Genomic DNA, 24,933 nt, shown 5'->3' with positions numbered 1-24,933 from the left:
GTGGTCCCCCAAACCTGGAGAGTGTCATGACTGAAGATACCGAAGCCCTGACTGACCCCGTCACACCGGAAGAGCCTGTTCGCCAGCCGGACCCCGAGAAAAACGCCATCTGGATGCGGTTGCTCTATATGGTTATTCTTGCAGTGCTGTTCGGTGTTGCCGAAACGGTGCTGCTCGTGGCTGCGATTCTGCAATTCGGCTGGTTATTGTTCACCAAGAAAAGGAACGCCCAGATCGCTGAATTCGGTTCCAAGCTCGGGTCTTGGATGCAGGCCGTCGCCCGGTTTCAGACCGCCTCGACCGAGGATAAACCCTTTCCTTGGGCTCGCTGGTAAGCTCTGTTCAGCTTTCACCGAACCAAAAACACGCGTGCGCAGGCATCCCGCATAGGCCACCTGCGCATTTGTTCAGTTAAGACGCGCGCGCAATACGCGTAGCATGTTTTCGCCCATCACCTTGCGGATTTGAGCCTCTGACAGGCCTGCATCCAACAGCGCCTGCGTAAGCGCGGGCAGCTCCGAGGTATCAAAGGCGGTTTCCACGGACCCATCGAAATCCGATCCTAGAGAGACATGGTCTTCGCCTACGGCCGCGATGGCCGCAGTGATCATTTTTGCGATGCCGGTAGGCGTGATTTCGTCGCAGGCGACCTCGGCCCAGTATCCCATGCCGATCACCCCGCCAGTGGCGGCGATTTGTTGCATCAGATCATCGGGGAAATTGCGTTTCACCGGGCAGTGGGAATGCAGCCCCGTATGCGACAGCACGATTGGAATATCGGTCATGGCCAGTACGTCGCGCGTTACTTGTTCGCTGGAATGGGCGACGTCAAGGATCATGCCGCGTTTGGCAACTTCAGCCACGACGCTGCGACCAAATTTGGTTAGGCCGTGGTTGCCTTGGCCGTGCAGCGACCCGCCAAGTTCGTTGTCAAAGAAATGCTGCAAGCCGATCAACCGATACCCGGAGTCCTCGAGCTTGTCGAGATTTTCAAGCTTGCCCTCCAGCGGATGAGCCCCTTCGATCCCCAGAAGCCCGGCGGTTACGGGCGCGCCAGCAGCGCGGGCTTGGATGACCGCGTCCAACTCGGCGCGCGTCGTGACGATTTTCAGATACTCCGGAGCGGCGCGTTCGAACCGGTGTAGCTTCTGGGCCTGATACAGCGCGCGTTGCAGCAGGCTTTGCCACGTGCGGACCGGCCAGAGCTGACCAAAGGCCAGAAGGGTGATATTGTCAAACGCATCATCCGAATTTTCCTCGTAGTTCAGCCCGGCGGGGCTTTTGGTGACGGCGGTAAAGACCTGTATCGCCACCCCGCCTTCACGCAGGCGGGGTAGGTCCACTTGTCCATAGTCCCCCCGTTCGGTCAGGTCACGGTTCCATAGCAGGCTGTCGGCGTGCCAGTCACCCACGACTAGTGTGTCGTGCAATCCCTGCGCCTCCTGCGAGACCGGATAGGGTTCATGCGCGATCACTGTGTTTTTGGATTGCTCCACCAAAGCGGGTGCAAAGACCCAAAAACCCACTAGCCCGATCAGCGCCAACAGCAAAAGCCGCCCCAGCCATTTTCCGAATGTGCGCATTACGCCTCTCCCTTGTTTCGCAGCATGATAGGCGCAGATCTGTGATTCACCCAAGCGTGACGTGGCCCCCACTTGCGCTAAAGCCGCGCACGGCCCATTTTGGTATAAAACGGAGGGATTGCCATGGCTGGTGGATGGGCGCGCGACGGTGCAGTGAACGAACAGATCGAAGCCTCGATCAAGGATGAACTGGCTCGGATGGAGGCCAGAAAAGGGCCTGTGGGGCAAAGTCTGGCCCATTGCGCCGAATGCGAAGAGCCGATCCCGGAGCCACGCCGCGCAGCGCTGTCGGGGGTGAAGCTGTGCATCGAGTGCCAGCGGGACCGCGACATCACCTTCAAACAGCGTGGCGGTATCAACCGGCGCGGGTCAAAGGACAGTCAGTTGAAGTGAGAGGGCAGGCGGCGACACGAGTATGCAAAGATCAATGGGCATCTCGAAATGATCTTTCATCGTGATCGAGTGCCTGAGCGCGCACGAGCCCTTTGTTGTTTGCGGCAAGACCAAAAGTTGGCCCTGCCGGATGAGGTTCGTTCCATAGCGTCAGCGGGCCAAAACGCTTGCTATGCAGCTGTCGCCCGACAGCTGGACTGCGGTAAGGGTTATCCCTCCATGGCTTCCAACTCGTCAATCATGCCTGAGATCATGCTGAGGCCCTTGTCCCAGAATCTCGGATCAGTGGCGTCCAGCCCGAACGGCGCCAACAGCTCTTTATGGTGCTTCGATCCGCCCGCTTTTAGCATGTCGAAATATTTCTCTTGAAAGCCATCTGGGTTTTCCTCGAACACCGCATACAGAGCGTTCACCAGCCCGTCGCCGAAGGCATAGGCATAGACGTAGAAGGGCGAATGGATGAAATGCGGGATATAGGCCCAGAAGGTTTCATACCCGTCCATGAAGTCAAACACCGGCCCAAGGCTTTCGGCCTGCACTGACATCCACAGATCGTTGATGTCTTCCGGCGTGAGTTCTCCGTTGCGGCGGGCGGCGTGGAGTTTGCACTCAAAGTCGTAAAACGCGATCTGGCGCACAACAGTGTTTATCATGTCCTCGACCTTGCCCGCGAGCAGCACTTTGCGCTCGGCCTGAGTCGTGGCCTTTTCCAACATCTTGCGGAAGGTCAGCATTTCGCCAAACACGCTGGCCGTTTCCGCCAACGTCAGCGGGGTCGAGGACAGCATTTCGCCCTGACCTGCGGCCAAGACCTGATGCACGCCATGCCCCAACTCGTGTGCCAGTGTCATCACGTCGCGTGGTTTACCAAGATAGTTCAGCATCACATAGGGGTGCACCTCGGTCACGGTCGGATGAGCGAAGGCCCCCGGCGCTTTACCGGGCTTCACACCGGCATCGATCCAGCCTTTGGTGAAGAACGGCTCGGCAATTTCGGCCATGCGCGGGTCAAAGGCGCCATAGGCCTCCATCACGATACCTTCCGCGGAGGGCCAATCGACGATCTTCGTCGTCTCCATCGGCAAGGGCGCGTTGCGGTCCCAGACCTGCATCCGGTCGAGGCCCAGCCATTTTGCTTTCAGTGCATAATACCGATGGCTGAGCTTGGGATAGGCGGAGACCACAGCGTTGCGCAATGCCTCGACAACTTCGGGCTCCACGTCGTTGGACAGGTGACGCCCGGTTTGCGCCGTGGGCATTCCGCGCCAGCGATCCAGAATTTCCTTTTCCTTGGCTTGGGTGTTGTGAACACGGGCGAAGGTCTTGACGTTCTTGCCAAACACTTCTGCCAATTCGCGCGCTGCGGACTCGCGCGTGGCGCGGTCCTGTTCGGTCAGCAGGTTTAGCGTGCCTTCGATGCCCAGGTCTTCGCCGTCCACCTCGAATTCAAGCCCGGCGATGGTTTCGTCGAACAGTTTTTCCCACGCATCACCGACAACCCCCAGATCATGCAGGAATTTTTCCATCTCATCCGAAAGCTGGTAGGGCTTCATTGCGCGGATGCGGTCGAAGACAGGCTTGTAGCGTGCCAGATCAGCGTTCTGTGCCAACAGGTCGGCAAGGTGCGCGTCCTCAATCCGGTTCAGCTCCAGTGTGAAAAACACCAAAGGCGTGGTGAACTTGGTGATCTTTTCCTGCATATCCGACATGAACTTGGCCCGGTCGCCATCAATCGTCAGCTGGTAATAGCGCAAACCAGCGAAGGACATGATCCGCCCCGCAATGGTGCTGATCCGTTCGTTGCGCATAACACAGTCAAGAAATCCGGCGGCATCCAGTGCGGCCAGCTTACCTTCGTAATCGGTGGCAAAGCTGGCGCAGGCCTGCTCCAGCCAGTCCAGATCGCGCTTCAACTCAGGTGCGTCCTCTGAGGTGTACAGATCGCTGAGGTCCCATTCTGGCAAATCCCCCAATCCTTTGGCGCCGGAACCGGCATTGGCATCGCGGACGGGGAAGGGCAGGTGGAACATCGGGAAACCTTTCAGAATGTCTGGACAACAGACATAGGCTGCGCGCGCTGATGGCTCAAGTGCTTGTGCCCACGCAAACCGCCGCTAAAGTGCCGAAAAACGGAGGATGATCATGCGCTTTGTCAGATATGGAGAGTTCGGAGAAGAAAAGCCCGGTGTGCTGGATGCGGCGGGGCGGGTGCGTGACCTGTCCGGCGTGGTGGGCGACTTGGCGGGCACCGTATTGGGGGCCTTACCGCGGGTGGATCCCGAAACGCTGCCGCTGGTGGCGGGCAACCCCCGTTTGGGCGTGCCAGTAGCAGGAATCGGTAAGTTTATTGGCATCGGGTTGAACTATTCCGATCATGCTGCCGAGGCGGGAATGGAAGAGCCAGCGATGCCCATCGTGTTCATGAAGGCCACCAGCAGCATCAGCGGGCCGAATGATCCAGTTTATCTGCCGCGCGGATCGGAGAAATCGGATTGGGAGGTCGAACTGGGCGTGGTGATCGGAAAAACTGCGAAATATGTCACTGAGGCTGAGGCACTGAACCATGTTGCGGGCTATTGCGTGGTCAACGACGTGTCCGAACGCGCGTTTCAGATTGAGCGGGTGGGGCAGTGGACCAAGGGTAAAAGTTGCGACACGTTCGGGCCGATTGGGCCTTGGCTTGTGACGCCAGATCAGGTCGGCGACCCGCAGGCGCTGGCGATGTCGCTGGATGTAAATGGCAAGCGGATGCAAACGGGGACCAGTTCGGCGATGATTTTTAGTGTGGCACAAATCATCGCGCATCTAAGCGAAATGATGAGCCTTCAGCCGGGCGATGTGATCGCCACGGGTACTCCGCCGGGAGTTGGGATGGGGATGAAGCCGCCGGTCTATCTGACCGAAGGTGATGTGATGGAACTGGAGATCGAGGGACTGGGGCGTCAGCGACAACAGGTGCGGCGCGACGCCTGATCTGATCAGGCCGTGCGGCGTTCAGACCCATCGGGGGTTGAAGGCTGCGCGGTGGTGCCGTGGGTGGCGAAGAAGCCTATGATTTCGGCCATGACCTGATTGCGGATGGCGGGCGTTTCCATCAGAACTTCGTGTTCTGCTCCAGGCACTTCGATCAGGTTCCCGTCCGGCCAAGCGGCCATGCGGTCGCGAATACGGGCGGCATCGACGATGCGCTCGTTGCCGCCCAGATAGGTCAGGCACGGCAGCGCGGGAGAGGGGCGTTGCGCTATCGAACGGGTGTCCAGAAGTGCCTCATGCAGCCAATTCATGCTGGGGCCGCCGAGCGACAGTTCAGGATGGCGGTTCAGTTGTTCTTGCATGAAAGCATACATTGTCGGGTCGGTTGTCAGTGTATTGTCTTCAAACGGCTCCGAAGTCACATACGCCGTACCGCGCGTGCCAGGGGACAGGGTGGCACCAATGCCCAGCATGCGGCTGACGCGGGTCAGGGTCCAGGCAACGGGACGCAGCCCGCCTGCAAGCAGGATGCCCCACATTGGCCCGGTAAAGACGCAGCCCCTGACCGGAAGCCCTTCCTGCAGCGAACGCAGCCCGATACCACCGCCCATGGAGTGCGCGATCAGAAACCAGGGCTGCGGCAGGTCCATATCCTGTGCAGCGCGCAGGGCTGCGGCGACATCGTGTTGGTAATCTCTGAACTGCGCCACATGGCCGATCATTGGGTCATCAATCAGCCGGTCGGCCAAGCCCTGACCGCGCCAATCAATGGCCAGCGTGGCATACCCCGCTTCGGAAAGGTCAGCGGCGGCATGGGCGTATTTTTCAATATATTCCGTGCGGCCAGGGAACAGCAGAACCGTTCCTTTGCCTGCCTGAGCATTCCACACCCCCACCCGGATTTTCACCTGATCGTCCGTGGTCAACCAAAAGGCGCGTCCATCGGGAGCGCCATTGGCGATGTCGGAAAGAAAGGGGGCTTCATGCTGCATATCAGGCGATGATCGCACCCAGCTTCATGGCCATGCCCATGTCGCCGTCCAGTGTCAGTTTGCCGCTCATGAAGGCCGCTGTGGGGTTCAGGTCGCCGGCCATCATTGCTTCGAATGTGTCGGCATCGGCGGTCAGGGTCACGTCGGTGTCTTCGTCGCTCGCGCGCGCACCGGTCGAATCCACCACGATCGAGCCTTCGCCTTCAATCACGAACTTGGCTGATCCATCGAAATCGGCGCCGACGACTTTCTCGCTCAGCGCAGCTACGGCTGCAGTAATCTTGTCGCTCATTTCTGTCTTCCCCAATATTTGATACCGCCGGGTCTGTCTTTTCCCGGAAAGCGCGTTACAGTTAATTCTGTTATGAGCGCGCAGATACATACAAACAAACTTATCGTTGCGGCACTTGGGCTGATAGTCACGTTTTCCATACCTTTACAGGGGCGGGCAAACGGGAACGGCACGGGTGATTCTGTGCCACTGATGCTTGAGCAGTTGCGTCAGGCCGATCCGACCGACGCGGCGCGGCTAGACCGTGCAATTCAGATGCAGTGGCGGCAATCGGGTTCAGCTGCGATGGATCTGCTGCTTAAACGCGGCAAACAGGCTCTGGAGCGTGGCGATACGGTGACGGCGCTGGAGCATCTGACGGCGCTGATCGATCATGCGCCTGATTTCGCCGAGGGTTGGCATTTGCGCGCCAGCGCCTGGCACAAGGCCGCCGAGCCGGGGCTGGCCATCGCGGATCTGGAGCAGGTTCTGCGCCTGAACCCGGACCACTACGAAGCGCTGTTTGGTCTGGCCGTCATCATGGAGCAACTGGAGCGTCCGCAACTGGCATATCGGGCCTATGCGCTTGTTCTGACGATCCACCCGCAATATCACGCGGCTGCGGATGCGATTGCGCGTCTCGAACCGCTGGTCGAGGGCTTGGAGCTCTAGTCGGGGAAATGGCAATGGCCCAGAATTCGCGGATTACGGCGGTCCTTGGACCGACGAATACCGGCAAAACGCACTATGCCATCGAACGAATGTTGGGGCACAGGACGGGCATAATCGGCTTGCCGCTGCGTCTGTTGGCGCGCGAAGTTTACGACAAGATCGTCGCGCTGCGCGGACCGTCTGTTGTGGCGCTGGTGACGGGCGAAGAGCGGATCGTGCCCCCGCGCACCCAATATTGGGTCTGCACAGTCGAGGCGATGCCCGAGGGAATGGGCTGTGACTTCCTAGCGGTGGATGAGATTCAGATTTGCGCCGACCCTGAGCGCGGTCATGTTTTCACCGATCGATTGCTGCGGTCACGCGGTTTGCACGAAACGCTGTTTCTTGGCTCGGACACGATGCGCCAGACGATTGCGGCGCTGGTGCCTCAGGCGCAATTCATGCGGCGTGAGCGATTGTCGCAACTGGTTTATTCCGGCTCGAAGAAAATCAGCAGGATGCAGCCGCGCAGTGCGATCGTCGGGTTCTCGGTGGACAACGTCTATGCCATTGCCGAGCTGTTGCGGCGTCAAAAGGGTGGGGCGGCAGTGGTGATGGGCGCACTCAGCCCGCGCACCCGAAACGCGCAGGTCGAACTCTACCAGAACGGTGATGTGGATTATCTGGTGGCGACGGATGCAATCGGGATGGGGTTGAACCTGGATATCAACCATGTGGCGTTTTCGTCGCTGGCCAAGTTTGATGGGCGGCGGATGCGGATGCTTATGCCGAACGAGCTGGCCCAGATCGCCGGACGCGCCGGGCGTGGAATGTCCGACGGCACCTTTGGCGTGACCGGCGACGCCGCCCCACTTGAAGATGGCGTGGCGCAAGCGATCATGGATCATCGCTTCGCCCCGATTCGAAAGCTGAATTGGCGCAATCCGATGCTGCAATTCGGCACGGTTGAAGCGCTGATCAACTCACTGGAAACAAGTCCTGATGATGAATTACTGCTGAAATCGCGCGAGGCTGACGACCTGATGGCGCTGAAAACTCTCAGTCAGGTGGCGGAAATCCGCGCGCGCGCTAGTGACGGTGCGTCGGTAAAGCTGCTGTGGGATGTGTGCCGCATTCCCGATTTTCGCGGCATCAGCCATGCTGAACACGCGGGTCTTCTGGAAGTGATTTTTAACTATCTGCACCAGCGCGGGCAGGTACCGAATGATTGGATGGCGCGACAGATCAAGCGGATCGACCGGACCGATGGCGATATTGACACATTGTCGAAACGTCTGGCTTTTATTCGCACATGGACCTATGTCGCGCAAAGATCGGGCTGGGTTGATGACGAAAGTCATTGGCGCGGAGCGACACGCGCTGTAGAAGACCGACTGTCGGATGCGCTGCACGAGCGTTTGACCCAAAGATTTGTGGACCGGCGCACATCCGTGCTTTTGCGCCGGCTCAAGCAGAAGGAGGCCCTTTTGGCCGATGTGAATGATAAGGGTGAAGTGACCGTCGAAGGCGAATTCGTCGGTCGTTTGGAAGGGTTCCGATTCCGTCAGGATAAGGATGCGACAGGGCAGGAGGCCAAGACCTTGCGGCAGGCCAGCCTCGCGGCGCTGACCCCGCATTTCCATCTGCGTGCGGATCGCTTCTATAACGCGCCCGATACCGAGATCGATTACACCGAACAGGGCGGCCTCATGTGGGGCGATCAGGCGGTGGGTAAATTGGTGGCTGGCGCTGATCCGCTTAAGCCGCAGATCACTGCTTTTGTCGATGACGAAGCCGGGCACGACGTGGTCCAGAAGGTCCAGCGTCGGTTGCAGCATTTCATCGACCGCAAGATCGCAGCGCTGTTTGAGCCGCTTCTGGCGCTGTCGCGCGACGAAACGCTGAACGGCTTGGCGCGTGGCTTTGCTTTCCGCATGGTCGAAAATATGGGCGTGATCCCGCGCAGCGAGATCGCCGATGAGGTCAAGGCGCTGGATCAGGAGGCCCGCGGCGCATTGCGCAAGCATGGCATCCGGTTCGGCCAGTTCACCATCTTTATGCCGTTGCTGCTGAAGCCTGCGCCGACGCGTTTGCGCCTGGTGCTGTGGTCGCTGTCCAACGGCTTGCAAGAATTCCCCGAAGCGCCGCCGCCAGGTCTGGTGACGGTGCCATCGGGCAAGGATGCGCCGCAGGGGTATCACACCATGGCGGGGTATCGTGCTGCAGGTGATCGGGCGATCCGGATCGATATGCTGGAACGCTTGGCTGACATGCTGCGCGGTGAAGACAGCCGCGCGGGCTTCGAGGCCAAGGCCGATATGCTGTCAATTACTGGCATGACGCTGGAACAGTTCGCGGATCTGATGCAGGGGCTTGGGTATGCTGCCGAAAAAGGCGAGCGGGCCAAGGCCAAGGTGACCCCGGCGGCCACCGCTGCGTCGGCTGAAGCGGTTGAAACGCCTGCCGAGGGTGACAGCTCGGCTGCTGAGGGCGCCGTCGTTGCGGCGCCGGTCGAGGCCGAGCCGGTTGATGTCGTGCCCGCCGAAGCGCAGGTGGAGGTCGCACCTGCCGAAGTGGCAGAGGCAAAGCCCGCCGAGGCAGAAGCGCCCGAGTTGGAGACGTTTTATACCTTCACATGGGGGCGGCGCCCGCAGGGCGCAGGCAAGCCACGTGGGCGGGGACAACCCCGCACCGGAGAGCAAGCGCAGGAGCGCCCGCAAGGCGCCAAAGGTAAACCGCGTGGAAAAGGTGGAAAGCCGCGCCGCGACGGTCAGGGTCGTGCACCTCAAGGTGCCAAGGCTTTTGAGGCGCGCCCCCCCCGCAAGGAGAAGGCAATTGACCCCGATAACCCTTTCGCCGCCGCGCTTATGGGACTGAAGGATAAATCCTGATCCGGGGCTGGGCTAGACGGTGAGTGATCCCGTGCCCAAACTCCGGCTCGACAAATGGCTCTGGCACGCGCGGTTTGTCAAAACCCGTGGGCTGGCGGCCAGTCTGGTTGTCGGCGGACATGTGCGCGTCAATAGCGCAAAAGCCGCCAAACCGGCGCATATGGTTGGGCCGGGTGATGTTCTGACCTTTCCACAGGGCGACAATATTCGGGTGGTGCGGATTCTGGCCATTGGCCTGCGCCGCGGTCCGGCCCCTGAGGCGCAAATGCTTTATGCCGATTTGAGCGAGGTCAAGGACGATGTCCCGCGCGCCCCGCGATATGAGGGCAAAGGGCGCCCGACCAAGCGCGAAAGGCGAAAACTCGATCTTGATCGCGCGCAGGAGCTTGAATGATCGGGAACGCTGTTCTAGCTAGTCCGGTAAGAACGAAAGATGAGAGACAGATATGACTTACGTCGTGCTCGACAACTGCATTGCCTGCAAATACACTGATTGTGTCGAAGTTTGCCCCGTGGATTGTTTCTATGAGGGTGAAAACATGCTGGTGATCCACCCGGATGAATGCATTGACTGCGGCGTGTGCGAACCTGAATGTCCAGCCGACGCAATCCGTCCCGATACCGAGCCGGATATGGAAAAGTGGGTCGAGTTCAACCGGAAATATTCAGAAATGTGGCCGGTCATCATCACTAAAAAAGACCCGTTGCCCGAGTCCGAAGAGCGCGACGGAGAAGCTGATAAGCTGACCAAATACTTTTCCGAGGCTCCCGGCGAGGGGGGCTGATTCGGGGCTACTTCGGTCTCAAAACGGAAAATGATCAAAAGGATGAAAGGAAACTTGGCCATATTTTGCTGAGTTTTATCGCGGTTCTGTTGTGTGGCGCTTTCGGATGCCGGAATTTTGTGGTATATGTCAAAAACATGACGAAGACCGCCTGATCCCGTCCACATGCGCTGCTGCCCATGGACGGTTTAATTCGCGCAAATTTCTGTAGTGACGAGTGTATGAATGTACCTCGCCATTTTAAGTGTTGCCGATGATCAGGTCGTCCTTGCGAGGAAGGATTGCATGAGCAAAACGAAGAAGTCCGAATTCAGCCCGAACGAATATGTGGTGTATCCCGCCCATGGCGTCGGTCAGATCATTTCGATCGAAGAGCAGGAAATTGCCGGTCTCACGCTGGAACTGTTCGTCATCTCGTTCGAGAAAGACAAGATGACCCTACGAGTGCCGACCAACAAGGCTACTGAAATTGGGATGCGGTCACTGTCGAGCCCCGATGTCGTGTCCAAGGCGATGACGACGCTGAAGGGCAAGGCCAAGGTCAAGCGGGCCATGTGGTCGCGCCGGGCCCAGGAATATGAGCAAAAGATCAACTCGGGCGATCTGATTGCCATAGCCGAGGTGGTTCGTGACCTGCATCGCACCGACGATCAGCGCGAGCAGAGCTACTCCGAGCGTCAGCTTTATGAAGCGGCCCTTGAGCGTCTGACCCGCGAAGTGGCCGCCGTTTCGGGCAGCGACGAAGTCGACGCTGCCAAAAAGGTGGACGAGGTTTTGGTGTCGCGCGCAGCGTGACGCCATTGCTAAAGATAAAAATGGAAAAAACCGCGCTTTCTGGTGCGGTTTTTTCATGCCAAGCGTTCAGGCCGTCAGGCTCAGAAGCAGAATAATCTCGGCGATCTGTTGGCTCGCGCCCAGAATATCTCCGGTTTGTCCGCCGATTTTTGCTTTGGCGAGCCAACCGAACCCTGTGACAGCAAGCGTTGCCAGAATGATCGGCGTCAGAATCGCTGTGCCCGAGCAGACCAGCCCGATCATCAGCGCCGCTGCAAAAGCCAAAGCCGCAGTGCCTGCCGCAGGACGGCCTACACTGTGCGATAGGCCGTCGGCGCGTGCGTGGGGTAGGGCGGCCATAAGCGCGGGCATCCCGGCGCGCGACAGCGCGGCCACGGCGATCAACGGCGCCCAGACTGCGCCGCCCGCGTCGAGCAGCAGCGACAACGCCCACCAGCGCGCCAGCAGCGAAAGCACCAGCGCAATCACACCATAGGTGCCGATGTGGCTGTCCTTCATGATCGCCAACCGTCGGGCTTTGTCCCAGCCGCCCCAAAACCCATCGGCGGTATCGGCCAGCCCGTCCTCGTGCATGGCGCCGCTGGTGATCGCAAAACAGCCTAGCACCAGCAATGCTGCTACAGGCGCAGACATCCCAAGCGCTAGCGCGACCGTCCCGACCAGCCCGGCAATCGCCCCCAGAATGGCGCCGACGAGCGGATAGGCCCAGCCCGCTCTCGCGCTACGTGCATACGCCGCTTCGGGCAGATGCGGCAGAGGCAGGCGGCTGAGCAGGCTCAACGCGACAGCCGCATCGAGTGGTCGGATCAGGGAAGTGTCGTTTTCGCGCATGGAACCGGCCCATTGTGTCCTTGCCCCCCGATAGCATTGCGGTAAACACGCAGGCAACAGACGACAGACGAAAGAGTTGCCATGACCGCCTTTTCTTCGCTCGATGATTTCCGTGACCAGTTGGCGCAGGCCCCTACGGCGGATCTTTCGGCCCGCAAAGAGGCCGAAGCCCGCAATGGCCAGTTGACCAAGCCGCCTGGTGCCTTGGGGCGTCTGGAGGACTTAGCGATCTGGTATGCGGGCTGGCGGGGGACCGGACGGCCTGAACTGACTGCGCCCCAAGTGATTGTCTTTGCAGGAAATCATGGCGTAACGGCTCAGGGCGTGTCGGCCTTTCCGGCAGAAGTCACCGAACAGATGGTGCTGAATTTTGAGCACAGCGGAGCGGCGATCAACCAGTTGGCCAAGGCATTCGGGGCAAAAATGGATGTTCATGCGTTGGTACTGGATCGTCCCACTGCCGATTTCACTCAAAGTCCGGCAATGAGTGACGGCGAGTTTCTTGAGGCGCTGACGACGGGCTGGAACGCCGTCGATGTGGGGGCGGATCTGCTGGTGACTGGCGAAATGGGTATCGGGAACACCACCTGTGCTGCCGCCATCGCGCTGGCACTCTATGGTGGCGTGGCCACCGACTGGACCGGGCGCGGCACCGGTTTGGATGATGCAGGTGTAGCCAACAAGGCGCGTGTGGTGGCTGAAGGGGTTGCTCTGCACGGCGACAAGGGCGACGGGCTTGAGGTGCTGCGGCGTCTGGGCGGACGCGAGCTGGTGGCGATGGCCGGGGCGATTGCGCGCGCGCGCAACCTGCGCATTCCGGTTCTGCTGGACGGGTTCATCTGCTGTGCCGCTGCCGCCTGCTTGGAGGCCGCGCAAGCGGGCGCGCTGGATCACTGCCTCGCAGGTCATGTTAGTGCCGAGGCGGCGCACCCGCAGCTGTTGCAGCGGCTGGACAAGGAACCACTACTGTCGCTTGGGCTGCGTCTGGGGGAAGGCTCGGGCGCCGCGTTGGCGATCGGGATCCTCAAGGGAGCCGTTGCCTGTCATTCCGGCATGGCTACCTTTGCCGAAGCCGGTGTTTCTGACGGCTAGGCGCGCGGCCTAGCTTTCTTTCGCCTCTCGCAATTCCAGCTGTGCAAGAAGGGCGGCCTCCAGCTCTTTTTCCAATTCACGCGCGCGCGCAACATAGGCGGCGTTCTGCGATGATGGCACTTTGGGATCCCAGACCTCGGCCAGTTCGCGGATCGCTTCGCGGTCGTGATGATAGAATACGCGCTCGGCCTCGGCTGCCTCGTATTCGCTGAGGCCAATGTTTTCCAGCACATACCGCCCGGCGCGCAGCGAGCTGTCGAACAGCTCGCGGACGATATCATTGGCGCCAGCCTGATAGAGTTGAAACACGTGGGTGCGATCGCGGGCGCGGGCGATGATGTGCAGGTCGGGTCGTTCGCGCCGGGCCAATGTCACAAGTCGCGTTGCAGCTGCGGCATCGTCCAGCGCGACAACAAGAACGCGCGCTTCTTTTAGCCCAGCAGCGTGCAGCAGCTCTGGCCGGGTCGGATCACCGAAAAAACCCTTGAAGCCAAACTTCCGCATAAGTCTGATCGTTTCCATATCGTGGTCCAGAACCACGGTCTTAAAACCGCTCGATTGTACCAAACGGTTGACGATCTGACCGAACCGGCCGATGCCCGCAATGATCACCGGACCTTGTTCATTGATTTCGTCGGGTTCGTGTGTGTCGCTCTCGGTCATCCGGCGGGACAGCACGTCATAGAGGATAAACAACAGGGGCGTCAGCAGCATCGACAGCGCCACCACCAGCGAGAGTTTATCGGCCAGCGCAGGGGGTAGAACGTGTTGCTGGCGTGAAAATGACAGAAGGACAAAGCCAAATTCCCCAGCCTGAGCCAACGACAGGGTGAACAGCCAGCGGTTGCGCCCTTTCAGGCGGAATATCCGACCCAGACCATACAGCAGCGCGCCCTTGATCAACAGTACGGCAACCGTCAGCCCGAGCAAATCCAAAGGTGCTGCAAACAGGATCGAGAAGTTGATTCCGGCACCTACGGTGATGAAAAACAGCCCCAGAAGCAGGCCTTTAAAAGGTTCGATATCGCTTTCCAACTCGTGACGGAATTCGCTGTTGGCCAGAACGACCCCGGCCAGAAATGTGCCAAGTGCAGGCGACAGGCCGACAGACGTCATCACGAATGCAATGCCCAGAACGATCAGCAGTGCCAGCGCTGTATACATCTCGGGTAGGCGTGCGTGATGGATAAAGCGGAACACCGGGCGGGTCAGGTAAATGCCGGCAAGGATTACCACCAAAACAGCGCCCAGTGTCACCAACGTAACCCCCCAGCCTGGCAGGCCCTCGACCAAAGACAGGTTGGCGCCATGCTCTCCGGCGGTTTTGACTTCGGACGCGCGCGCGATAGATCCATCCGCGCGCAGCATCGCGGTGGGCGCATGGGCGAGAAGCGGCATTAGCGCCAGCATCGGGATCACGGCAATGTCCTGCGTCAGCAGGACAGAAAACGCCGAGCGCCCGCCGTTGGTCTGCATTAGCCCCTTTTCCGACAGGGTTTGCAGCACGATTGCGGTCGATGACAGTGAGAAGATCATGCCGATGGCCAGCGCTGGCTCCCACTCTTGCCCCAACGCCATCGCCAGCCCCATCATTGCCAGCGCGGTCAGTATCACCTGTGCCCCGCCCAGCCCGATCAATCTGTGGCGCATATCCCAAAGCGCGCGCGGCTCTAGTTCCAGCCCGATCAGAAACAGCATCATCACCACGCCGAATTCGGCGAAATGCTGCAGATCCTGAATGTCGGTGGCCACCAACCCTAGCACGGGCCCGATCACGATGCCCGCAGTCAGGTAGCCCAGAACCGAGCCTAGCCCCAGTCTGGCGGCCAGCGGCACCGCAATCACGGCGGCGGCGAGAAAAATCGAGGCAGAAAACAGAAATTCTTGCATGAAAGGTCTTTCAGGTGGGCAGGGGGGCGTCTTGTTTGAATTGGTCCATCACGATCTGGCTTTGCACACGTGACACTGCCGGATGGGGCAACAGGGTCTCGTGGATGAGGTGGTTGAGCGACGACAAATCCTCGCAAAAAACCCGTAGCAGATAGTCGGCTTCGCCGGTCAGCGTCCAAGCTGAGATCACTTCGGGCCGCAATGAGACCAAGCGCGCAAAGCTGCGCGACTGATCTGGTCCGTGGGTGCCAAGTTGCACCTGCACAAAGGCCTGCACCCCCAAGCCCAGCCGCGCCGGGTCCAGCTTGGCGGCATAGCAGGTGATATACCCCTCGGTTTCCAAACGTTGCCGCCGCCGCCCGGCTTGACTGGGCGACAGGTTGAGCATCTCGCTCAGCTCCTGAGCCGTCAGATGCGCGTTTTTCTGTAGGGCGGCCAGAAGCCGTTTGTCGATATGATCAAGCATGTGCGTATTTTCCGCGTGTATTGTCAAAGTAGCGCAATAGTTACGCATGGCAATGCGGTTTCGGTTGTCATTATGCGCAAATTTTCGGCGATCCCGAGCGTATTCTTTTCGCAGAACAACAGGAGGAACGCAGATGGGACCTTTCCCGCATCAGGCCCCCAAGGCCCGGATTACCCCGCAAAACCCAGCCGGCACCGACGGGTTTGAATTTGTTGAATTCGCCCACTCTGACCCCGATCAGCTGCGCACGCTGTTTGCGTGCATGGGGTATGGCCTCGTGGCCCGGCACAAGCGCAAGGATATCGAACTGTGGCAGCAGGGCGATATCACCTATGTTTTGAACGCCGAGCCTGACAGCTTTGCCGCGCGGTTTGCCGACGCGCATGGCCCCTGCGCGGCGTCCATGGCATGGCGGGTGGTAGATGCGCAGGCGGCGTTCGCTCACGCGGTTTCCAAAGGTGCTGAGCCTTACGAAGGGAACGACAAGACCATGGACGTGCCCGCGATCAAGGGCATTGGTGGCTCGCTGTTGTATTTCGTCGACCAGTATCATGACACTAGCCCCTACAACGCCGAGTTTGACTGGCTAGCGCAGTCAAAGCCGAAAGGGGTGGGGTTTTACTATCTCGATCACCTGACGCACAACGTGTTCAAGGGCAATATGGACAAGTGGTTCCGGTTTTACGCTGACCTGTTCAATTTCCGAGAAATCCGGTTCTTTGACATCGAAGGGAAATTCACCGGGTTGTTTAGCCGGGCTCTGACCTCGCCCTGCGGCCGTATCCGTATCCCGATAAATGAAGATCGCGGTGAGACCGGGCAGATTGTCTCGTACCTGAAGAAATACAATGGTGAGGGGATTCAACATATCGCGGTCGGGACCGAGAATATCTATGACGCTACTGATGCGATTTCCGTCAATGGCATTCAGTTCATGCCCGCTCCGCCTCAGGCCTATTATGCGCTCAGCAAAAACCGTGTTGTCGGTCATGATGAACCGCTGGATCGGATGGAGAAACACGGTATTCTGATCGACGGCGAAGGCGTGGTTGATGGCGGCGAGACGAAAATATTGCTGCAAATCTTTTCGAAAACCGTGGTGGGGCCGATCTTTTTTGAATTCATTCAGCGCAAGGGCGACGATGGATTTGGCGAGGGAAATTTCAAGGCGTTGTTCGAGTCGATCGAACAGGAACAGATCAACGCGGGTGAGCTTGCAGTGGACTAGAACACCACGAACAAGGCCCGGTTTAGCCGCGCGGCATGGTCAGAACGATACTGCGGCCTGATTTGACATAGCGAAGCTCGGTCTCGCCAATTGCTGCGACTTTTCCGCCGTCGATGGAATCGCCGATCTGCACCTTTTTGTAGCGCCCGTTGGACAGGCGCACCAAGGCACGGCGACTGGCGGGTTTGCCATAAACCCCAATCAGATTGACCTTGCGCAGGTTCAGCGCATTCGTGACCGTGGCCTGCCGCGCGACCGAGGCTGAAGAGGGAATCGAGGGTTTGACCGAGCGGGGCGCCAGGGTGGCCGCAGCCTGTGTGACTTCTGCCTTTTCGGCCCGTTTTACGATCTGCTCGAAATTTCCGGGGCGAGCCTTAGGTTTGATCGATGCGGCTACGGCTTGCTCGGTCGGGGTTTCATCGGCCTCAGCAGCTTGTTTTTCAGTCTCGGGGCGCAGGCGCGGGCGCAGCTTGGCCAGTTCGAGGCGGGACCGTCCTCCCAGTTGAGTACGTTCGGTCTGTTCGATCAGATCACCGGGGCGGGGCTTGGGCCTGAATGCTGCCAGCCGGGCACGTTCCGGGGCGGATTGCGGTGTTTCAGCAAAGCGCGTGGGCGTGGGGGGCGGAAGCAAGGCAGGTTTCCCAGCATACACAATCACGCCTTCGGGGGTAACCGCGCCCTCGGGCGTTGCCTTGACCAGTCCGCGCTGGTCGGTATCAAACACCGTGCCCACCGCAACTGGCGAGGTTTGCCCACGCGGTGGCGCATCGCTGAGTGCCGCACGGGGATCGGGCAGGGCGACCGCATCGACAGCCAGAACCGGATGATCAATTGAGGCTACATAGAGATCATCCAGCCCGGTCTGATCCGGTGGAGATGGCTGATCAGGTGCCATTTGCCAGATGCCCGTCGCAGCATATCGCGCTTCGACCTCCTCAGCGGTAAGGGGCGGGGCAAGCTGCGGTTGGGCAAGTACCTCGGGTGGCGCACTGGTCTCCGCAGGGTCACTGGCGTCACTGTCGAGCGCAAGCGAGGCCATCTGCACCTCGTCTTCTGGAACGGCGGCAGCGTCGGCTTCTTCGGCGAGTTCTTCGGATGTGGGATCACGCAGGTCGCTGACAGCAACGGTGTCGCGATGCTGGAAAAGCCCAGCCAGTCCATCCTGAGAAAACATTGCAGCCCATGCCGCAACAGCGGCAAGAAACAGCAACAAAGCCGCCGTCAGGATCAGCCCCAGAAAGCGCGGTTTCCCTCCGACCAGCGCCGCATCCGCGTCGGGCGTGCGCGCGCCAAAAATCGTCATACGCTGACGCTCGCTCTGAACTGCGGGTACTCGTGCGGCGGCGGATTGTGCAGGCACAGCCGGGGAGGCGGCGTTGCGTTGCGCTCGCGAGAAGAACGAGGTGCGCTCCGGCACCACTGCTTCGCCGCTGGGGTCGTCGGGGCGCAGGCTGGCGGCGCTTTTTAGCAGGACGTCAGCATGGGCGTCATGACCGCTTTCCGCTATTGCCGTCTCAGAACCTAGGGTCGGGGAGGGGGGCGACGGCGAGGTTGCCAAAGGTTGAGGTGTTTCAACCGGAATTTTGGGCGCGCTAGGCGTATCGGAGTAGCGCGCGGCCCCGGTCAGGTGCTTCTTTCTGCCGCGTTTATCGCTGTTTTTGGTCCCCCGAGTGGCACGGACGGACGAAAAGGCGGGGGCCGCCGGAGGATCGGCTGGCGGAGCCACGATCACAATGGGTTTTGCTGTTGAAGGCGAGGCGTCCGGATGCTGTCCTGCCTCGGATGCGTTAAGTATATCCGGCGCGCCTGAAATGTCGGGATTGGATGCTGACCCCGGTGCTGGCGCAGCGGGGAGTTCGGGCGCAGGCTCGGGTGGTATTTCCGCAGTACCAATCACGCGAATCGGCTGAAGGTCCCGCAGGATTGCCCCTGAGGAATCAGCTTCCATTTCGGCACAGGGCGCGGTGCCAAAAAAGGGCTCGCCCAGAAAACTACCTGCGTCGGGGGTTGCAACAAAGCTGACGGGGTTGAACCGGTGGTCGCGGGCAAACGCCTCGGCTTCGAGCAAGGTTTCACGGGCGACGGCGGCAATCAACAATTGCCCATCCTCGACGGACCAATCATAGGCCAGATCCCCGACCGCATAGGGCGTAGCCCCGTCTAGCGCCTGCTGTGCTTGCACTTCTTGCTGGGCAGGGTCAGAGGATTGCACCGTAACGCTGAGATATTTGATCTGCTCGTTTGGAATAACAACTTTACTGATCACGCCCTTCGGTTCCAGCCGCAGCGCGAAACCATACAGCTCTGCCAAAATGGTCGTTAGATCTGGCGCGCCAAAGCCAACCTTGCCCACAACATGCCATCCCGACGGCACACGGTGCAGCAGGCCAATGCCTTCAGCAGACAGAGTCAACGCGAAATTCGGCTTCATGTTACCTGCAATATCATCCCCAGAAACGCGACGGGAGTCCCGTTCCACTCCAAAGGAATTTTATAGCAGCTTCCTGCCGAGGGAAAGAAAAACTGCACCTTCCCTCTTGCTTAGCGGCCCGTAACGCGCAGGTTGGCAGAGTAAACCGAGGAGGATCCCGATGAAAACGCTTGCACCGATTTTGGCTTTGGCCCTGTCCGTCACCCCTGTTATTGCGCAGGAAACCGTACCACGGCAAATTAGCGTGACTGGCGAAGGTCGGGTGGATTTGGCACCGGATATGGCGGTAATCACCCTTGGTGTCACCCAGCAAGACCGCTCGGCCCAAATCGCGATGGATCGTACGTCGCAGGCGAGTGCAGCGGTGCTGGCGCGTCTGACGGAACTTGGGCTGGCCCCACGTGATGTGCAGACCAGCGATCTGTCGCTGTATCCGCAGCAAGATCACAGTGGGTCTGGGCCTGCCAAGATTACCGGCTTTGTTGCCTCTAATACGATCCGCATTCGGGTGCGCGATCTGGATCAGCTGGGCGCGCTGCTCGGGGCGGTGCTGGAGGATGGCGCAAACCGGTTCGAGGGGCTGGCATTTACCTTGCAAAATCCGCGCCCGTCACAGGATGAGGCCCGCAAGCTTGCGGTCGCGGATGCGCTGCGCAAGGCGGCGCTTTTGGCTGGCGCTGCTGGGGTTGAACTGGGCGAGGTGCTGAGCATTTCCGAGGGTGGTGGCGGAACTGCGCCCAAGATGATGATGCGCGGCGCCGCAGCCGAGATAAGCAGCGATGTCCCCGTGGCGGGGGGCGAGGTATCTGTCACCCAGCAGGTCAATGTGGTGATTTCGTTGCGCTAAGGTGGCATAAGGCTGAAACGAAACAGGGCCGCCAAAGTGGCGGCCCCTTGCTGTGTTTTTTGGGGCTTAGCCATTGTTGGCGGCGGTCAAAGCCTGATCCAAATCGGCGATCAGGTCTTTGGCATCCTCGATCCCGATCGAGATCCGCACCACATCTGGCCCTGCACCTGCTGCGACCTGCTGTGCTTCGGCCAGTTGCCGGTGCGTGGTTGAGGCGGGGTGGATGACCAAGCTGCGCGTATCGCCAAGGTTCGCGACATGAGAGAAAATCTCTAGCGATTCAACGAATTTCACACAGGCCGCGTAGCCGCCCTTTAGCCCAACGGTGAACAACCCGCCGGTGCCTTTGGGATAAAGCGCCTTGGCCCGCGCGTGATAGGGCGAGGACGCCAGCCCGGCATAGGTGACACGATCCACCGCCGGATGGTTTTCCAGCCATTCGGCAACCGTTTGCGCGTTCTCGCAGTGGCGCTGCATCCGCAGTGACAGCGTTTCGATCCCCATCAGCGTATAGTGCGCCGCTTGTGGGTTCAGGGTCATCCCCAGATCACGCAGGCCGATGGCAATGCCGTGGAAGGTGAAGGCCAGAGGTCCGAAGGTCTCGTGAAACTTTAGGCCGTGATAGGCAGGCTCGGGCTGCGACAGGGACGGGAATTTGTCACTGGCAGACCAGTCAAACTTCCCGCTGTCCACCACTACGCCGCCGGTCACAGTTCCGTTGCCGGTCAGGTATTTTGTCATCGAATGCACGACCAACGTTGCGCCCTGGGCAATCGGGTTGCACAGATATGGTGTCGCGCTCGTGTTATCTACGATCAACGGCAGGCCCGCTGCATCAGCAACCGTTGCAACCGCCGGAATATCGGTCACATAGCCGCCGGGGTTGGCCACAGATTCGCAGAACACTGCGCGGGTGTCGTCATCGATCGCTGCCGTAATCGCATCCAGATCGTCGAAATCGACGAATTTCGCCGACCAGCCAAAGCGAGTGATCGTCTGGCTGAACTGGGTGATAGACCCGCCATAAAGCCGGGTGGACACAACGATATTGCGCCCCGGCGCCATCAGCGGGAACAGCGCCATGATCTGCGCCGCGTGGCCTGACGAACAGCAGACCGCGCCAACACCGCCCTCAAGCGTGGCAATGCGTTCTTGCAGAACGGCAACCGTCGGGTTGGTTAGGCGGGAGTAGATATATCCAACCTCTTGCAGGTTGAATAGCGCGGCGGCGTGGTCGGCATCGCGGAACACATAGGCCGTGGTCTGATATATCGGCGTTTGACGCGCGCCGGTGGCCGGATCGGGCCGGGCGCCGGCATGAATTTGCAGCGTGTCAAAGCCATAGTTGGGCGTATCGGACATAATGGGTCTCCTCCTGAAACTGACTTGCACAAAGGGATAGGTCATCCGATCCTGCCAGACAACTGCCTGCCACTTCCCGTCTGCGCGAAAGGACAAAACATGCGCTCTGCCTTCCATCTTGCCTATCACGTCCGCGATCTGGATCAGGCGCGGGATTTTTATTCCGGCCTGTTGGGTGCGCACGAAGGTCGCAGCACCGAAACCTGGGTCGATTTTGATTTCTTTGGCCACCAGATCAGCCTGCATCTGGGCGAGCCGTTCGAGACGACTGACACCGGAAAAGTCGGCGAACACATGGTGCCGATGCCGCATCTGGGCGTGGTGTTGGAAATGCCTGACTGGGAGGCGATGGCGGCACGGCTGCAGGCGGCGGGCGTGGCATTTGTGATCCCGCCTTCGGCTCGGTTTCAGGGCCAGCCCGGCGAGCAGTGGACTATGTTTTTTCGTGACCCCAGCGGGAACCCGATCGAGGTCAAAGGCTTTGCCGATTTCGACTTGGTGTTTGCAACATAAGATCGTGAAAGCATACTGTATCTTTATGTTGACGGATTCTCGATTTGGGCATACTGGTGCAGTATGTTGAGGTTAGGAGTTCCAATCATGGACACCAAAAAAAAAGCTATCAAAAAGACCACCAAACCCGTTGCCAAAGCTGCGCAGGTCAAACCGGTAAACAAGCGTCAGCAGCGATTGAACCGCTTGGCCAATGCCAACAAGGTCACCTTCTCGCTTGAGCCAGAAGTGCGGGATCTGTGCGCCGCTGAAGCAACAAAAGCGGGCATGGATGTGGGGCACTTCCTGCAACGGCTGGTGGAAAATCACCTACTGGATCACGCCGAGCCCGGTGATCTTCTGGCCGAGCGTTTGCGGGCCAAGCGTGCCGTGATCGACAAGACCGTCGAGCTGGCACAGAAGCTTGACCAGGACGGCAAATTTGACGAGCATTTTATCCTGACCGTGATGAAGACCGCCACTCAGGATGCCGATTACGTCACGCTCTATGAAGCCGCGACGGGGGCGGTGCTCAATGATAATCCCGAAAAAGCGAAGCGCCCACTGAATCAGCAGCTTGGCCGCCTGATCAAAAAGGCTGTTGGCGCCAAAAGTAAGAAAAATATTGCTGGAACTATCGCGCGCGCCCAGACCGAAGGCGAGGTGATTTCGACTTATACATTGCTGGAAAAAACCGCCTGAGGTCGAACCGCTTGAAAACGAGCAGGGGGCGCCGCCCCCTTATCGCATCCAGTAGCCGTTTTTCTTAATTGTATTGCGTATGGCCTGCTCCTTGCGGGGCAGGTCATTGCGGTCAAACAAGTCGCGCACTTTCTGGCCACGCCCCTGATAGATCATTCGCTTGATCGGCTCGTATTGCTTGAGTACCTTCTTGATGCGGTTCGGCTGGGCCACCCGCTCCAATACCTCCACTGCGCGGTCGCTTTCTCGTGCGTACAGCAGTGGCAGCAGGCGATAATGGCACGATACTTCGCCATCCAGTAAACCTTGCGGCAGAATTGTGCGCCCTCCGCCGAAGCTGTGGATCACAAGCGGTAGTGCGACTTGATCCAGCCACGGATTCATCTGCTGACAGACCAGCTCGCTCGGCGGATTGTTTTTGATTTCAACTGCGTATTCGGTGAACCTCTGGCCGAACAGCTTGGGACATTTATAGTAGAAGAGTCCGGCGTTGAAGTAGAGATAGCGCCGCCAGTATTCGTCCGGCTGACTGAGATCCAGGCTGCTGTCGAAATCCAGCCCGAATTTGTCGTATAGCGACTTCCATATCTCTGTGTATCCAGGCCCATATAGCTCGATTTGCGGCCAGGTGCCTTCGACCTTGAGCGACGCTGTCGGCCGGTCAAAATCGAATGGCACGCGCGCTAGATCATCTAGAATCAGAGTGTCGGTATCAAAAAACACAAACGGCTCACCCTCTGGCAGGGCGCTGAGTGCCTCGATCTTGTTGCCATATGGGTATGACTGGCCGAAATGTCGGTTTTCAAACGGTAGAATTTCAACGCCCAACTGTTCTAGGAGTTCCTGTATCTGCGCATTGCGGATACTGGGATCATCCTGCCAAAGTGGGCCAGGTTGTGGCACAGCGACGAACAAGCGGCCTTTGAAGCCGGGGTTGGTGTCACGCAACGAAGCGGCGAACAGGATTGCCTCGTACTGCAGGCGGTTGACCTGACCGACGATGACAATGTTGAAAGGTTGGATTTCCGCTGCCTGTTTGGCCATCTTTGTGACTGTCCTGACCCAATTTTGGCTTACTATAGGCGCAACGTCTTGTTTTCAGAAGGGGCTACGAGGATTGAATTGAAGGGAAAAAGGAATTTCCCCGATCAATACATTTATGTTTATCACTGCGCTGGCAGCGCATATCGGCAGTCAGGCTTGTTCCGATGTCTTCGACGAGCGCCAATGCTTCAATAATCCGATGCGTGGGAGTGCGATCACCGAGTATCCAAGCGCCCTGCAATTAGATGCAAATGTAGGGAAGTTCGGGCCTTGGTGCACGAAACCGCCACTTGCCGAACCGGCGAACTCGGAATTGCCAGTATTTCGCGAGAAGAAAGTGGGAATTAGGGGGCTTGCATCGGAAATACACCTCGACTAAAGAAACAGCGCACGCCGCTGAGGCCCGCGACGACCTACTGAATTGTGATCGCTTAGCGTTCAGTCACAGCCTTGGATGGTGCAAGTTTCCAAGCGTATATAGCGCTTGCCCCTATAGCTCAGCTGGTAGAGCAACTGATTTGTAATCAGTAGGTCCGCGGTTCGAGTCCGTGTGGGGGCACCATTTAAATCAATATATATCAAGTTGATAGCGGCGTTTTGACGCCGATGATGTGACTGGGGTTCAGCCGTTTTGCAATTACTTTTGCAATTGGATTCGGAGCTTAATCTTCACGCTCAGCTAGCCGCCTGTTCTGATCAATCTCAGTCATTGGCGCTTCCAACCCTTTGTAATAAAGGGACTTGATCGTTCCGACGCTCTCTTTCCCAGTTAGCCACTCAACGATGTACCGCCCGTAGTATTCATCCATGCCTTGTTCGCCACGCTCTGATTGCGCGTCTTTCCGCCGCCAGTTCGATATGGTCGATGCGATCTCCAGCATGTCGAACGTCGACTTGCTTGGCTTAACCTTCTTGTCTGGGTGAAATTTCAGAGCTTGTGCTAACCTATCGCTTGGGGAGTTCGCGTCATGCTCCATCAAGCGTTCAGCGGCGAATCTCAGGTAAGCTAAAGCCCAGCCCGGTAGCGGTGCACCATCATCTATGCATTGCGCGATCATCGCCCATGCCTGATTGGCATCGCCCTCTTCATTTATCCCTTCTTCGGCAAGCGAGTTGAGGGGTAATCGCCGCTAAATTTAGTGGTGTTCAAAAGTAGAATTTTCTCGGCACTATATCTGAGGAGATTTTTGATGAAGACAGCACGATATAGCGAC

25 protein-coding genes and 1 tRNA gene are annotated in these 24,933 nt (G+C 58.8%); 15 read left to right on the top strand and 11 right to left on the bottom strand.

The features are described from left to right. Positions 1-26: 26 nt before the first annotated feature. On the top strand, positions 27-335 hold the full coding sequence (locus BSF79_RS18015) for a DUF4389 domain-containing protein (protein WP_090271226.1): 309 nt from the start codon (positions 27-29) through the stop codon (positions 333-335). Between the two features lie 72 nt (positions 336-407). On the opposite strand, the gene BSF79_RS18010 is transcribed toward BSF79_RS18015, so the two are convergent. Beyond that, complete coding sequence (locus BSF79_RS18010; protein WP_090271225.1) at positions 408-1,583, bottom strand: dipeptidase; 1,176 nt, start codon at positions 1,581-1,583, stop codon at positions 408-410. Between the two features lie 123 nt (positions 1,584-1,706). Between BSF79_RS18010 and BSF79_RS18005 the strand changes: the two genes are divergently transcribed. Beyond that, positions 1,707-1,976 (top strand): DksA/TraR family C4-type zinc finger protein, encoded by a 270-nt coding sequence (locus BSF79_RS18005; RefSeq protein ID WP_090271224.1) that lies wholly within the window; start codon positions 1,707-1,709, stop codon positions 1,974-1,976. A gap of 209 nt (positions 1,977-2,185) precedes the next feature. Here the strand turns inward: BSF79_RS18005 and BSF79_RS18000 are convergent, their stop codons facing one another. Then, positions 2,186-4,006: a M3 family oligoendopeptidase gene (locus BSF79_RS18000; protein ID WP_090271223.1), complete on the bottom strand. Its 1,821-nt coding sequence runs from the start codon at positions 4,004-4,006 to the stop codon at positions 2,186-2,188. A gap of 112 nt (positions 4,007-4,118) precedes the next feature. Here BSF79_RS18000 and BSF79_RS17995 point away from each other — a divergent pair, with 112 nt between their 5' ends. Then, the gene (locus tag BSF79_RS17995) at positions 4,119-4,949 is read left to right on the top strand and encodes a fumarylacetoacetate hydrolase family protein (protein WP_090271222.1); all 831 of its coding nucleotides are present in this window, start codon (positions 4,119-4,121) and stop codon (positions 4,947-4,949) included. Between the two features lie 5 nt (positions 4,950-4,954). Here the strand turns inward: BSF79_RS17995 and BSF79_RS17990 are convergent, their stop codons facing one another. After that, on the bottom strand, positions 4,955-5,941 hold the full coding sequence (locus BSF79_RS17990; RefSeq protein ID WP_090271221.1) for an alpha/beta hydrolase: 987 nt from the start codon (positions 5,939-5,941) through the stop codon (positions 4,955-4,957). Position 5,942: 1 nt separating this feature from the next. Further along, complete coding sequence (locus BSF79_RS17985) at positions 5,943-6,233, bottom strand: SCP2 sterol-binding domain-containing protein (RefSeq protein WP_090271220.1); 291 nt, start codon at positions 6,231-6,233, stop codon at positions 5,943-5,945. Positions 6,234-6,425: 192 nt separating this feature from the next. Between BSF79_RS17985 and BSF79_RS17980 the strand changes: the two genes are divergently transcribed. From BSF79_RS17980 to BSF79_RS17960, 5 genes are all read left to right on the top strand, one after another. Next, positions 6,426-6,884, top strand: a complete 459-nt coding sequence (locus BSF79_RS17980) for a tetratricopeptide repeat protein (protein ID WP_245776450.1) — start codon at positions 6,426-6,428, stop codon at positions 6,882-6,884. A gap of 14 nt (positions 6,885-6,898) precedes the next feature. Next, entirely contained in the window at positions 6,899-9,754 is a 2,856-nt protein-coding gene (locus BSF79_RS17975; protein ID WP_090271218.1) for a helicase-related protein, read from the top strand. 19 nt (positions 9,755-9,773) lie between these two features. After that, positions 9,774-10,148 carry an RNA-binding S4 domain-containing protein gene (locus tag BSF79_RS17970; protein WP_090271217.1) on the top strand — a complete coding sequence of 125 codons (375 nt, stop codon included), beginning with the start codon at positions 9,774-9,776 and terminating at the stop codon, positions 10,146-10,148. Between the two features lie 52 nt (positions 10,149-10,200). After that, positions 10,201-10,539: a ferredoxin FdxA gene (gene fdxA / locus BSF79_RS17965; RefSeq protein WP_090271216.1), complete on the top strand. Its 339-nt coding sequence runs from the start codon at positions 10,201-10,203 to the stop codon at positions 10,537-10,539. Positions 10,540-10,824: 285 nt separating this feature from the next. After that, positions 10,825-11,334, top strand: a complete 510-nt coding sequence (locus BSF79_RS17960; RefSeq protein ID WP_090271215.1) for a CarD family transcriptional regulator — start codon at positions 10,825-10,827, stop codon at positions 11,332-11,334. A gap of 66 nt (positions 11,335-11,400) precedes the next feature. Here BSF79_RS17960 and cobS read toward each other — a convergent pair whose 3' ends face one another. Continuing rightward, positions 11,401-12,165, bottom strand: a complete 765-nt coding sequence (gene cobS / locus BSF79_RS17955) for an adenosylcobinamide-GDP ribazoletransferase (protein WP_090271214.1) — start codon at positions 12,163-12,165, stop codon at positions 11,401-11,403. An 81-nt stretch (positions 12,166-12,246) separates the two neighbouring features. Between cobS and cobT the strand changes: the two genes are divergently transcribed. Then, a complete protein-coding gene (cobT, locus tag BSF79_RS17950; RefSeq protein WP_090271213.1) occupies positions 12,247-13,257 on the top strand; it encodes a nicotinate-nucleotide--dimethylbenzimidazole phosphoribosyltransferase in 1,011 nt (336 codons plus the stop codon). 9 nt (positions 13,258-13,266) lie between these two features. On the opposite strand, the gene BSF79_RS17945 is transcribed toward cobT, so the two are convergent. Together BSF79_RS17945 and BSF79_RS17940 are read right to left on the bottom strand one after the other, a co-directional pair. Continuing rightward, positions 13,267-15,147: a monovalent cation:proton antiporter-2 (CPA2) family protein gene (locus tag BSF79_RS17945; RefSeq protein ID WP_090271212.1), complete on the bottom strand. Its 1,881-nt coding sequence runs from the start codon at positions 15,145-15,147 to the stop codon at positions 13,267-13,269. A gap of 10 nt (positions 15,148-15,157) precedes the next feature. Beyond that, complete coding sequence (locus BSF79_RS17940) at positions 15,158-15,613, bottom strand: Lrp/AsnC family transcriptional regulator (protein ID WP_090271211.1); 456 nt, start codon at positions 15,611-15,613, stop codon at positions 15,158-15,160. A gap of 133 nt (positions 15,614-15,746) precedes the next feature. Between BSF79_RS17940 and hppD the strand changes: the two genes are divergently transcribed. Beyond that, positions 15,747-16,841 (top strand): 4-hydroxyphenylpyruvate dioxygenase, encoded by a 1,095-nt coding sequence (gene hppD / locus BSF79_RS17935; RefSeq protein WP_090271210.1) that lies wholly within the window; start codon positions 15,747-15,749, stop codon positions 16,839-16,841. 22 nt (positions 16,842-16,863) lie between these two features. Here the strand turns inward: hppD and BSF79_RS17930 are convergent, their stop codons facing one another. Beyond that, positions 16,864-19,272, bottom strand: coding sequence for a hypothetical protein (locus tag BSF79_RS17930; protein ID WP_090271209.1), 2,409 nt, complete (start codon positions 19,270-19,272; stop codon positions 16,864-16,866). A 160-nt stretch (positions 19,273-19,432) separates the two neighbouring features. On the opposite strand from BSF79_RS17930, the gene BSF79_RS17925 reads away from it, so the two are divergent. After that, complete coding sequence (locus BSF79_RS17925) at positions 19,433-20,119, top strand: SIMPL domain-containing protein (protein WP_090271208.1); 687 nt, start codon at positions 19,433-19,435, stop codon at positions 20,117-20,119. Positions 20,120-20,185: 66 nt separating this feature from the next. Here the strand turns inward: BSF79_RS17925 and BSF79_RS17920 are convergent, their stop codons facing one another. Continuing rightward, positions 20,186-21,481, bottom strand: a complete 1,296-nt coding sequence (locus tag BSF79_RS17920; RefSeq protein WP_090271207.1) for an O-acetylhomoserine aminocarboxypropyltransferase/cysteine synthase family protein — start codon at positions 21,479-21,481, stop codon at positions 20,186-20,188. 99 nt (positions 21,482-21,580) lie between these two features. Here BSF79_RS17920 and BSF79_RS17915 point away from each other — a divergent pair, with 99 nt between their 5' ends. Next, positions 21,581-21,994 carry a VOC family protein gene (locus tag BSF79_RS17915; RefSeq protein WP_090271206.1) on the top strand — a complete coding sequence of 138 codons (414 nt, stop codon included), beginning with the start codon at positions 21,581-21,583 and terminating at the stop codon, positions 21,992-21,994. A gap of 87 nt (positions 21,995-22,081) precedes the next feature. Beyond that, entirely contained in the window at positions 22,082-22,675 is a 594-nt protein-coding gene (locus tag BSF79_RS17910; protein ID WP_090271205.1) for a hypothetical protein, read from the top strand. A gap of 39 nt (positions 22,676-22,714) precedes the next feature. Here BSF79_RS17910 and BSF79_RS17905 read toward each other — a convergent pair whose 3' ends face one another. Then, complete coding sequence (locus BSF79_RS17905; protein ID WP_090271204.1) at positions 22,715-23,719, bottom strand: hypothetical protein; 1,005 nt, start codon at positions 23,717-23,719, stop codon at positions 22,715-22,717. 115 nt (positions 23,720-23,834) lie between these two features. Here BSF79_RS17905 and BSF79_RS17900 point away from each other — a divergent pair, with 115 nt between their 5' ends. Continuing rightward, the gene (locus tag BSF79_RS17900) at positions 23,835-24,098 is read left to right on the top strand and encodes a hypothetical protein (protein ID WP_090271203.1); all 264 of its coding nucleotides are present in this window, start codon (positions 23,835-23,837) and stop codon (positions 24,096-24,098) included. A gap of 107 nt (positions 24,099-24,205) precedes the next feature. Next, a tRNA-Thr gene (locus tag BSF79_RS17895) sits at positions 24,206-24,281 on the top strand. Positions 24,282-24,381: 100 nt separating this feature from the next. Here BSF79_RS17895 and BSF79_RS17890 read toward each other — a convergent pair. Then, positions 24,382-24,777: a hypothetical protein gene (locus BSF79_RS17890; protein ID WP_090271202.1), complete on the bottom strand. Its 396-nt coding sequence runs from the start codon at positions 24,775-24,777 to the stop codon at positions 24,382-24,384. Positions 24,778-24,933: the final 156 nt, after the last annotated feature.

Source organism: Thalassovita taeanensis, assembly GCF_900110775.1.
GTDB lineage: Bacteria > Pseudomonadota > Alphaproteobacteria > Rhodobacterales > Rhodobacteraceae > Litorimicrobium > Litorimicrobium taeanense.
This window is presented reverse-complemented; position numbering and strand designations above follow the sequence as displayed.

What these genes read in the sequence shown, in the direction of transcription:
- BSF79_RS18015 (WP_090271226.1), top strand. Translation starts at nt 27, where the DNA reads ATGACTGAAGATACCGAAGCCCTGACTGACCCCGTCACACCGGAAGAG.
- BSF79_RS18010 (WP_090271225.1), bottom strand. Translation starts at nt 1,583, where the DNA reads ATGCGCACATTCGGAAAATGGCTGGGGCGGCTTTTGCTGTTGGCGCTG.
- BSF79_RS18005 (WP_090271224.1), top strand. Translation starts at nt 1,707, where the DNA reads ATGGCTGGTGGATGGGCGCGCGACGGTGCAGTGAACGAACAGATCGAA.
- BSF79_RS18000 (WP_090271223.1), bottom strand. Translation starts at nt 4,006, where the DNA reads ATGTTCCACCTGCCCTTCCCCGTCCGCGATGCCAATGCCGGTTCCGGC.
- BSF79_RS17995 (WP_090271222.1), top strand. Translation starts at nt 4,119, where the DNA reads ATGCGCTTTGTCAGATATGGAGAGTTCGGAGAAGAAAAGCCCGGTGTG.
- BSF79_RS17990 (WP_090271221.1), bottom strand. Translation starts at nt 5,941, where the DNA reads ATGCAGCATGAAGCCCCCTTTCTTTCCGACATCGCCAATGGCGCTCCC.
- BSF79_RS17985 (WP_090271220.1), bottom strand. Translation starts at nt 6,233, where the DNA reads ATGAGCGACAAGATTACTGCAGCCGTAGCTGCGCTGAGCGAGAAAGTC.
- BSF79_RS17980 (WP_245776450.1), top strand. Translation starts at nt 6,426, where the DNA reads ATGCTTGAGCAGTTGCGTCAGGCCGATCCGACCGACGCGGCGCGGCTA.
- BSF79_RS17975 (WP_090271218.1), top strand. Translation starts at nt 6,899, where the DNA reads ATGGCCCAGAATTCGCGGATTACGGCGGTCCTTGGACCGACGAATACC.
- fdxA (WP_090271216.1), top strand. Translation starts at nt 10,201, where the DNA reads ATGACTTACGTCGTGCTCGACAACTGCATTGCCTGCAAATACACTGAT.
- BSF79_RS17960 (WP_090271215.1), top strand. Translation starts at nt 10,825, where the DNA reads ATGAGCAAAACGAAGAAGTCCGAATTCAGCCCGAACGAATATGTGGTG.
- cobS (WP_090271214.1), bottom strand. Translation starts at nt 12,165, where the DNA reads ATGCGCGAAAACGACACTTCCCTGATCCGACCACTCGATGCGGCTGTC.
- cobT (WP_090271213.1), top strand. Translation starts at nt 12,247, where the DNA reads ATGACCGCCTTTTCTTCGCTCGATGATTTCCGTGACCAGTTGGCGCAG.
- BSF79_RS17945 (WP_090271212.1), bottom strand. Translation starts at nt 15,147, where the DNA reads ATGCAAGAATTTCTGTTTTCTGCCTCGATTTTTCTCGCCGCCGCCGTG.
- BSF79_RS17940 (WP_090271211.1), bottom strand. Translation starts at nt 15,613, where the DNA reads ATGCTTGATCATATCGACAAACGGCTTCTGGCCGCCCTACAGAAAAAC.
- hppD (WP_090271210.1), top strand. Translation starts at nt 15,747, where the DNA reads ATGGGACCTTTCCCGCATCAGGCCCCCAAGGCCCGGATTACCCCGCAA.
- BSF79_RS17930 (WP_090271209.1), bottom strand. Translation starts at nt 19,272, where the DNA reads ATGAAGCCGAATTTCGCGTTGACTCTGTCTGCTGAAGGCATTGGCCTG.
- BSF79_RS17925 (WP_090271208.1), top strand. Translation starts at nt 19,433, where the DNA reads ATGAAAACGCTTGCACCGATTTTGGCTTTGGCCCTGTCCGTCACCCCT.
- BSF79_RS17920 (WP_090271207.1), bottom strand. Translation starts at nt 21,481, where the DNA reads ATGTCCGATACGCCCAACTATGGCTTTGACACGCTGCAAATTCATGCC.
- BSF79_RS17915 (WP_090271206.1), top strand. Translation starts at nt 21,581, where the DNA reads ATGCGCTCTGCCTTCCATCTTGCCTATCACGTCCGCGATCTGGATCAG.
- BSF79_RS17910 (WP_090271205.1), top strand. Translation starts at nt 22,082, where the DNA reads ATGGACACCAAAAAAAAAGCTATCAAAAAGACCACCAAACCCGTTGCC.
- BSF79_RS17905 (WP_090271204.1), bottom strand. Translation starts at nt 23,719, where the DNA reads ATGGCCAAACAGGCAGCGGAAATCCAACCTTTCAACATTGTCATCGTC.
- BSF79_RS17900 (WP_090271203.1), top strand. Translation starts at nt 23,835, where the DNA reads ATGTTTATCACTGCGCTGGCAGCGCATATCGGCAGTCAGGCTTGTTCC.
- BSF79_RS17890 (WP_090271202.1), bottom strand. Translation starts at nt 24,777, where the DNA reads ATGATCGCGCAATGCATAGATGATGGTGCACCGCTACCGGGCTGGGCT.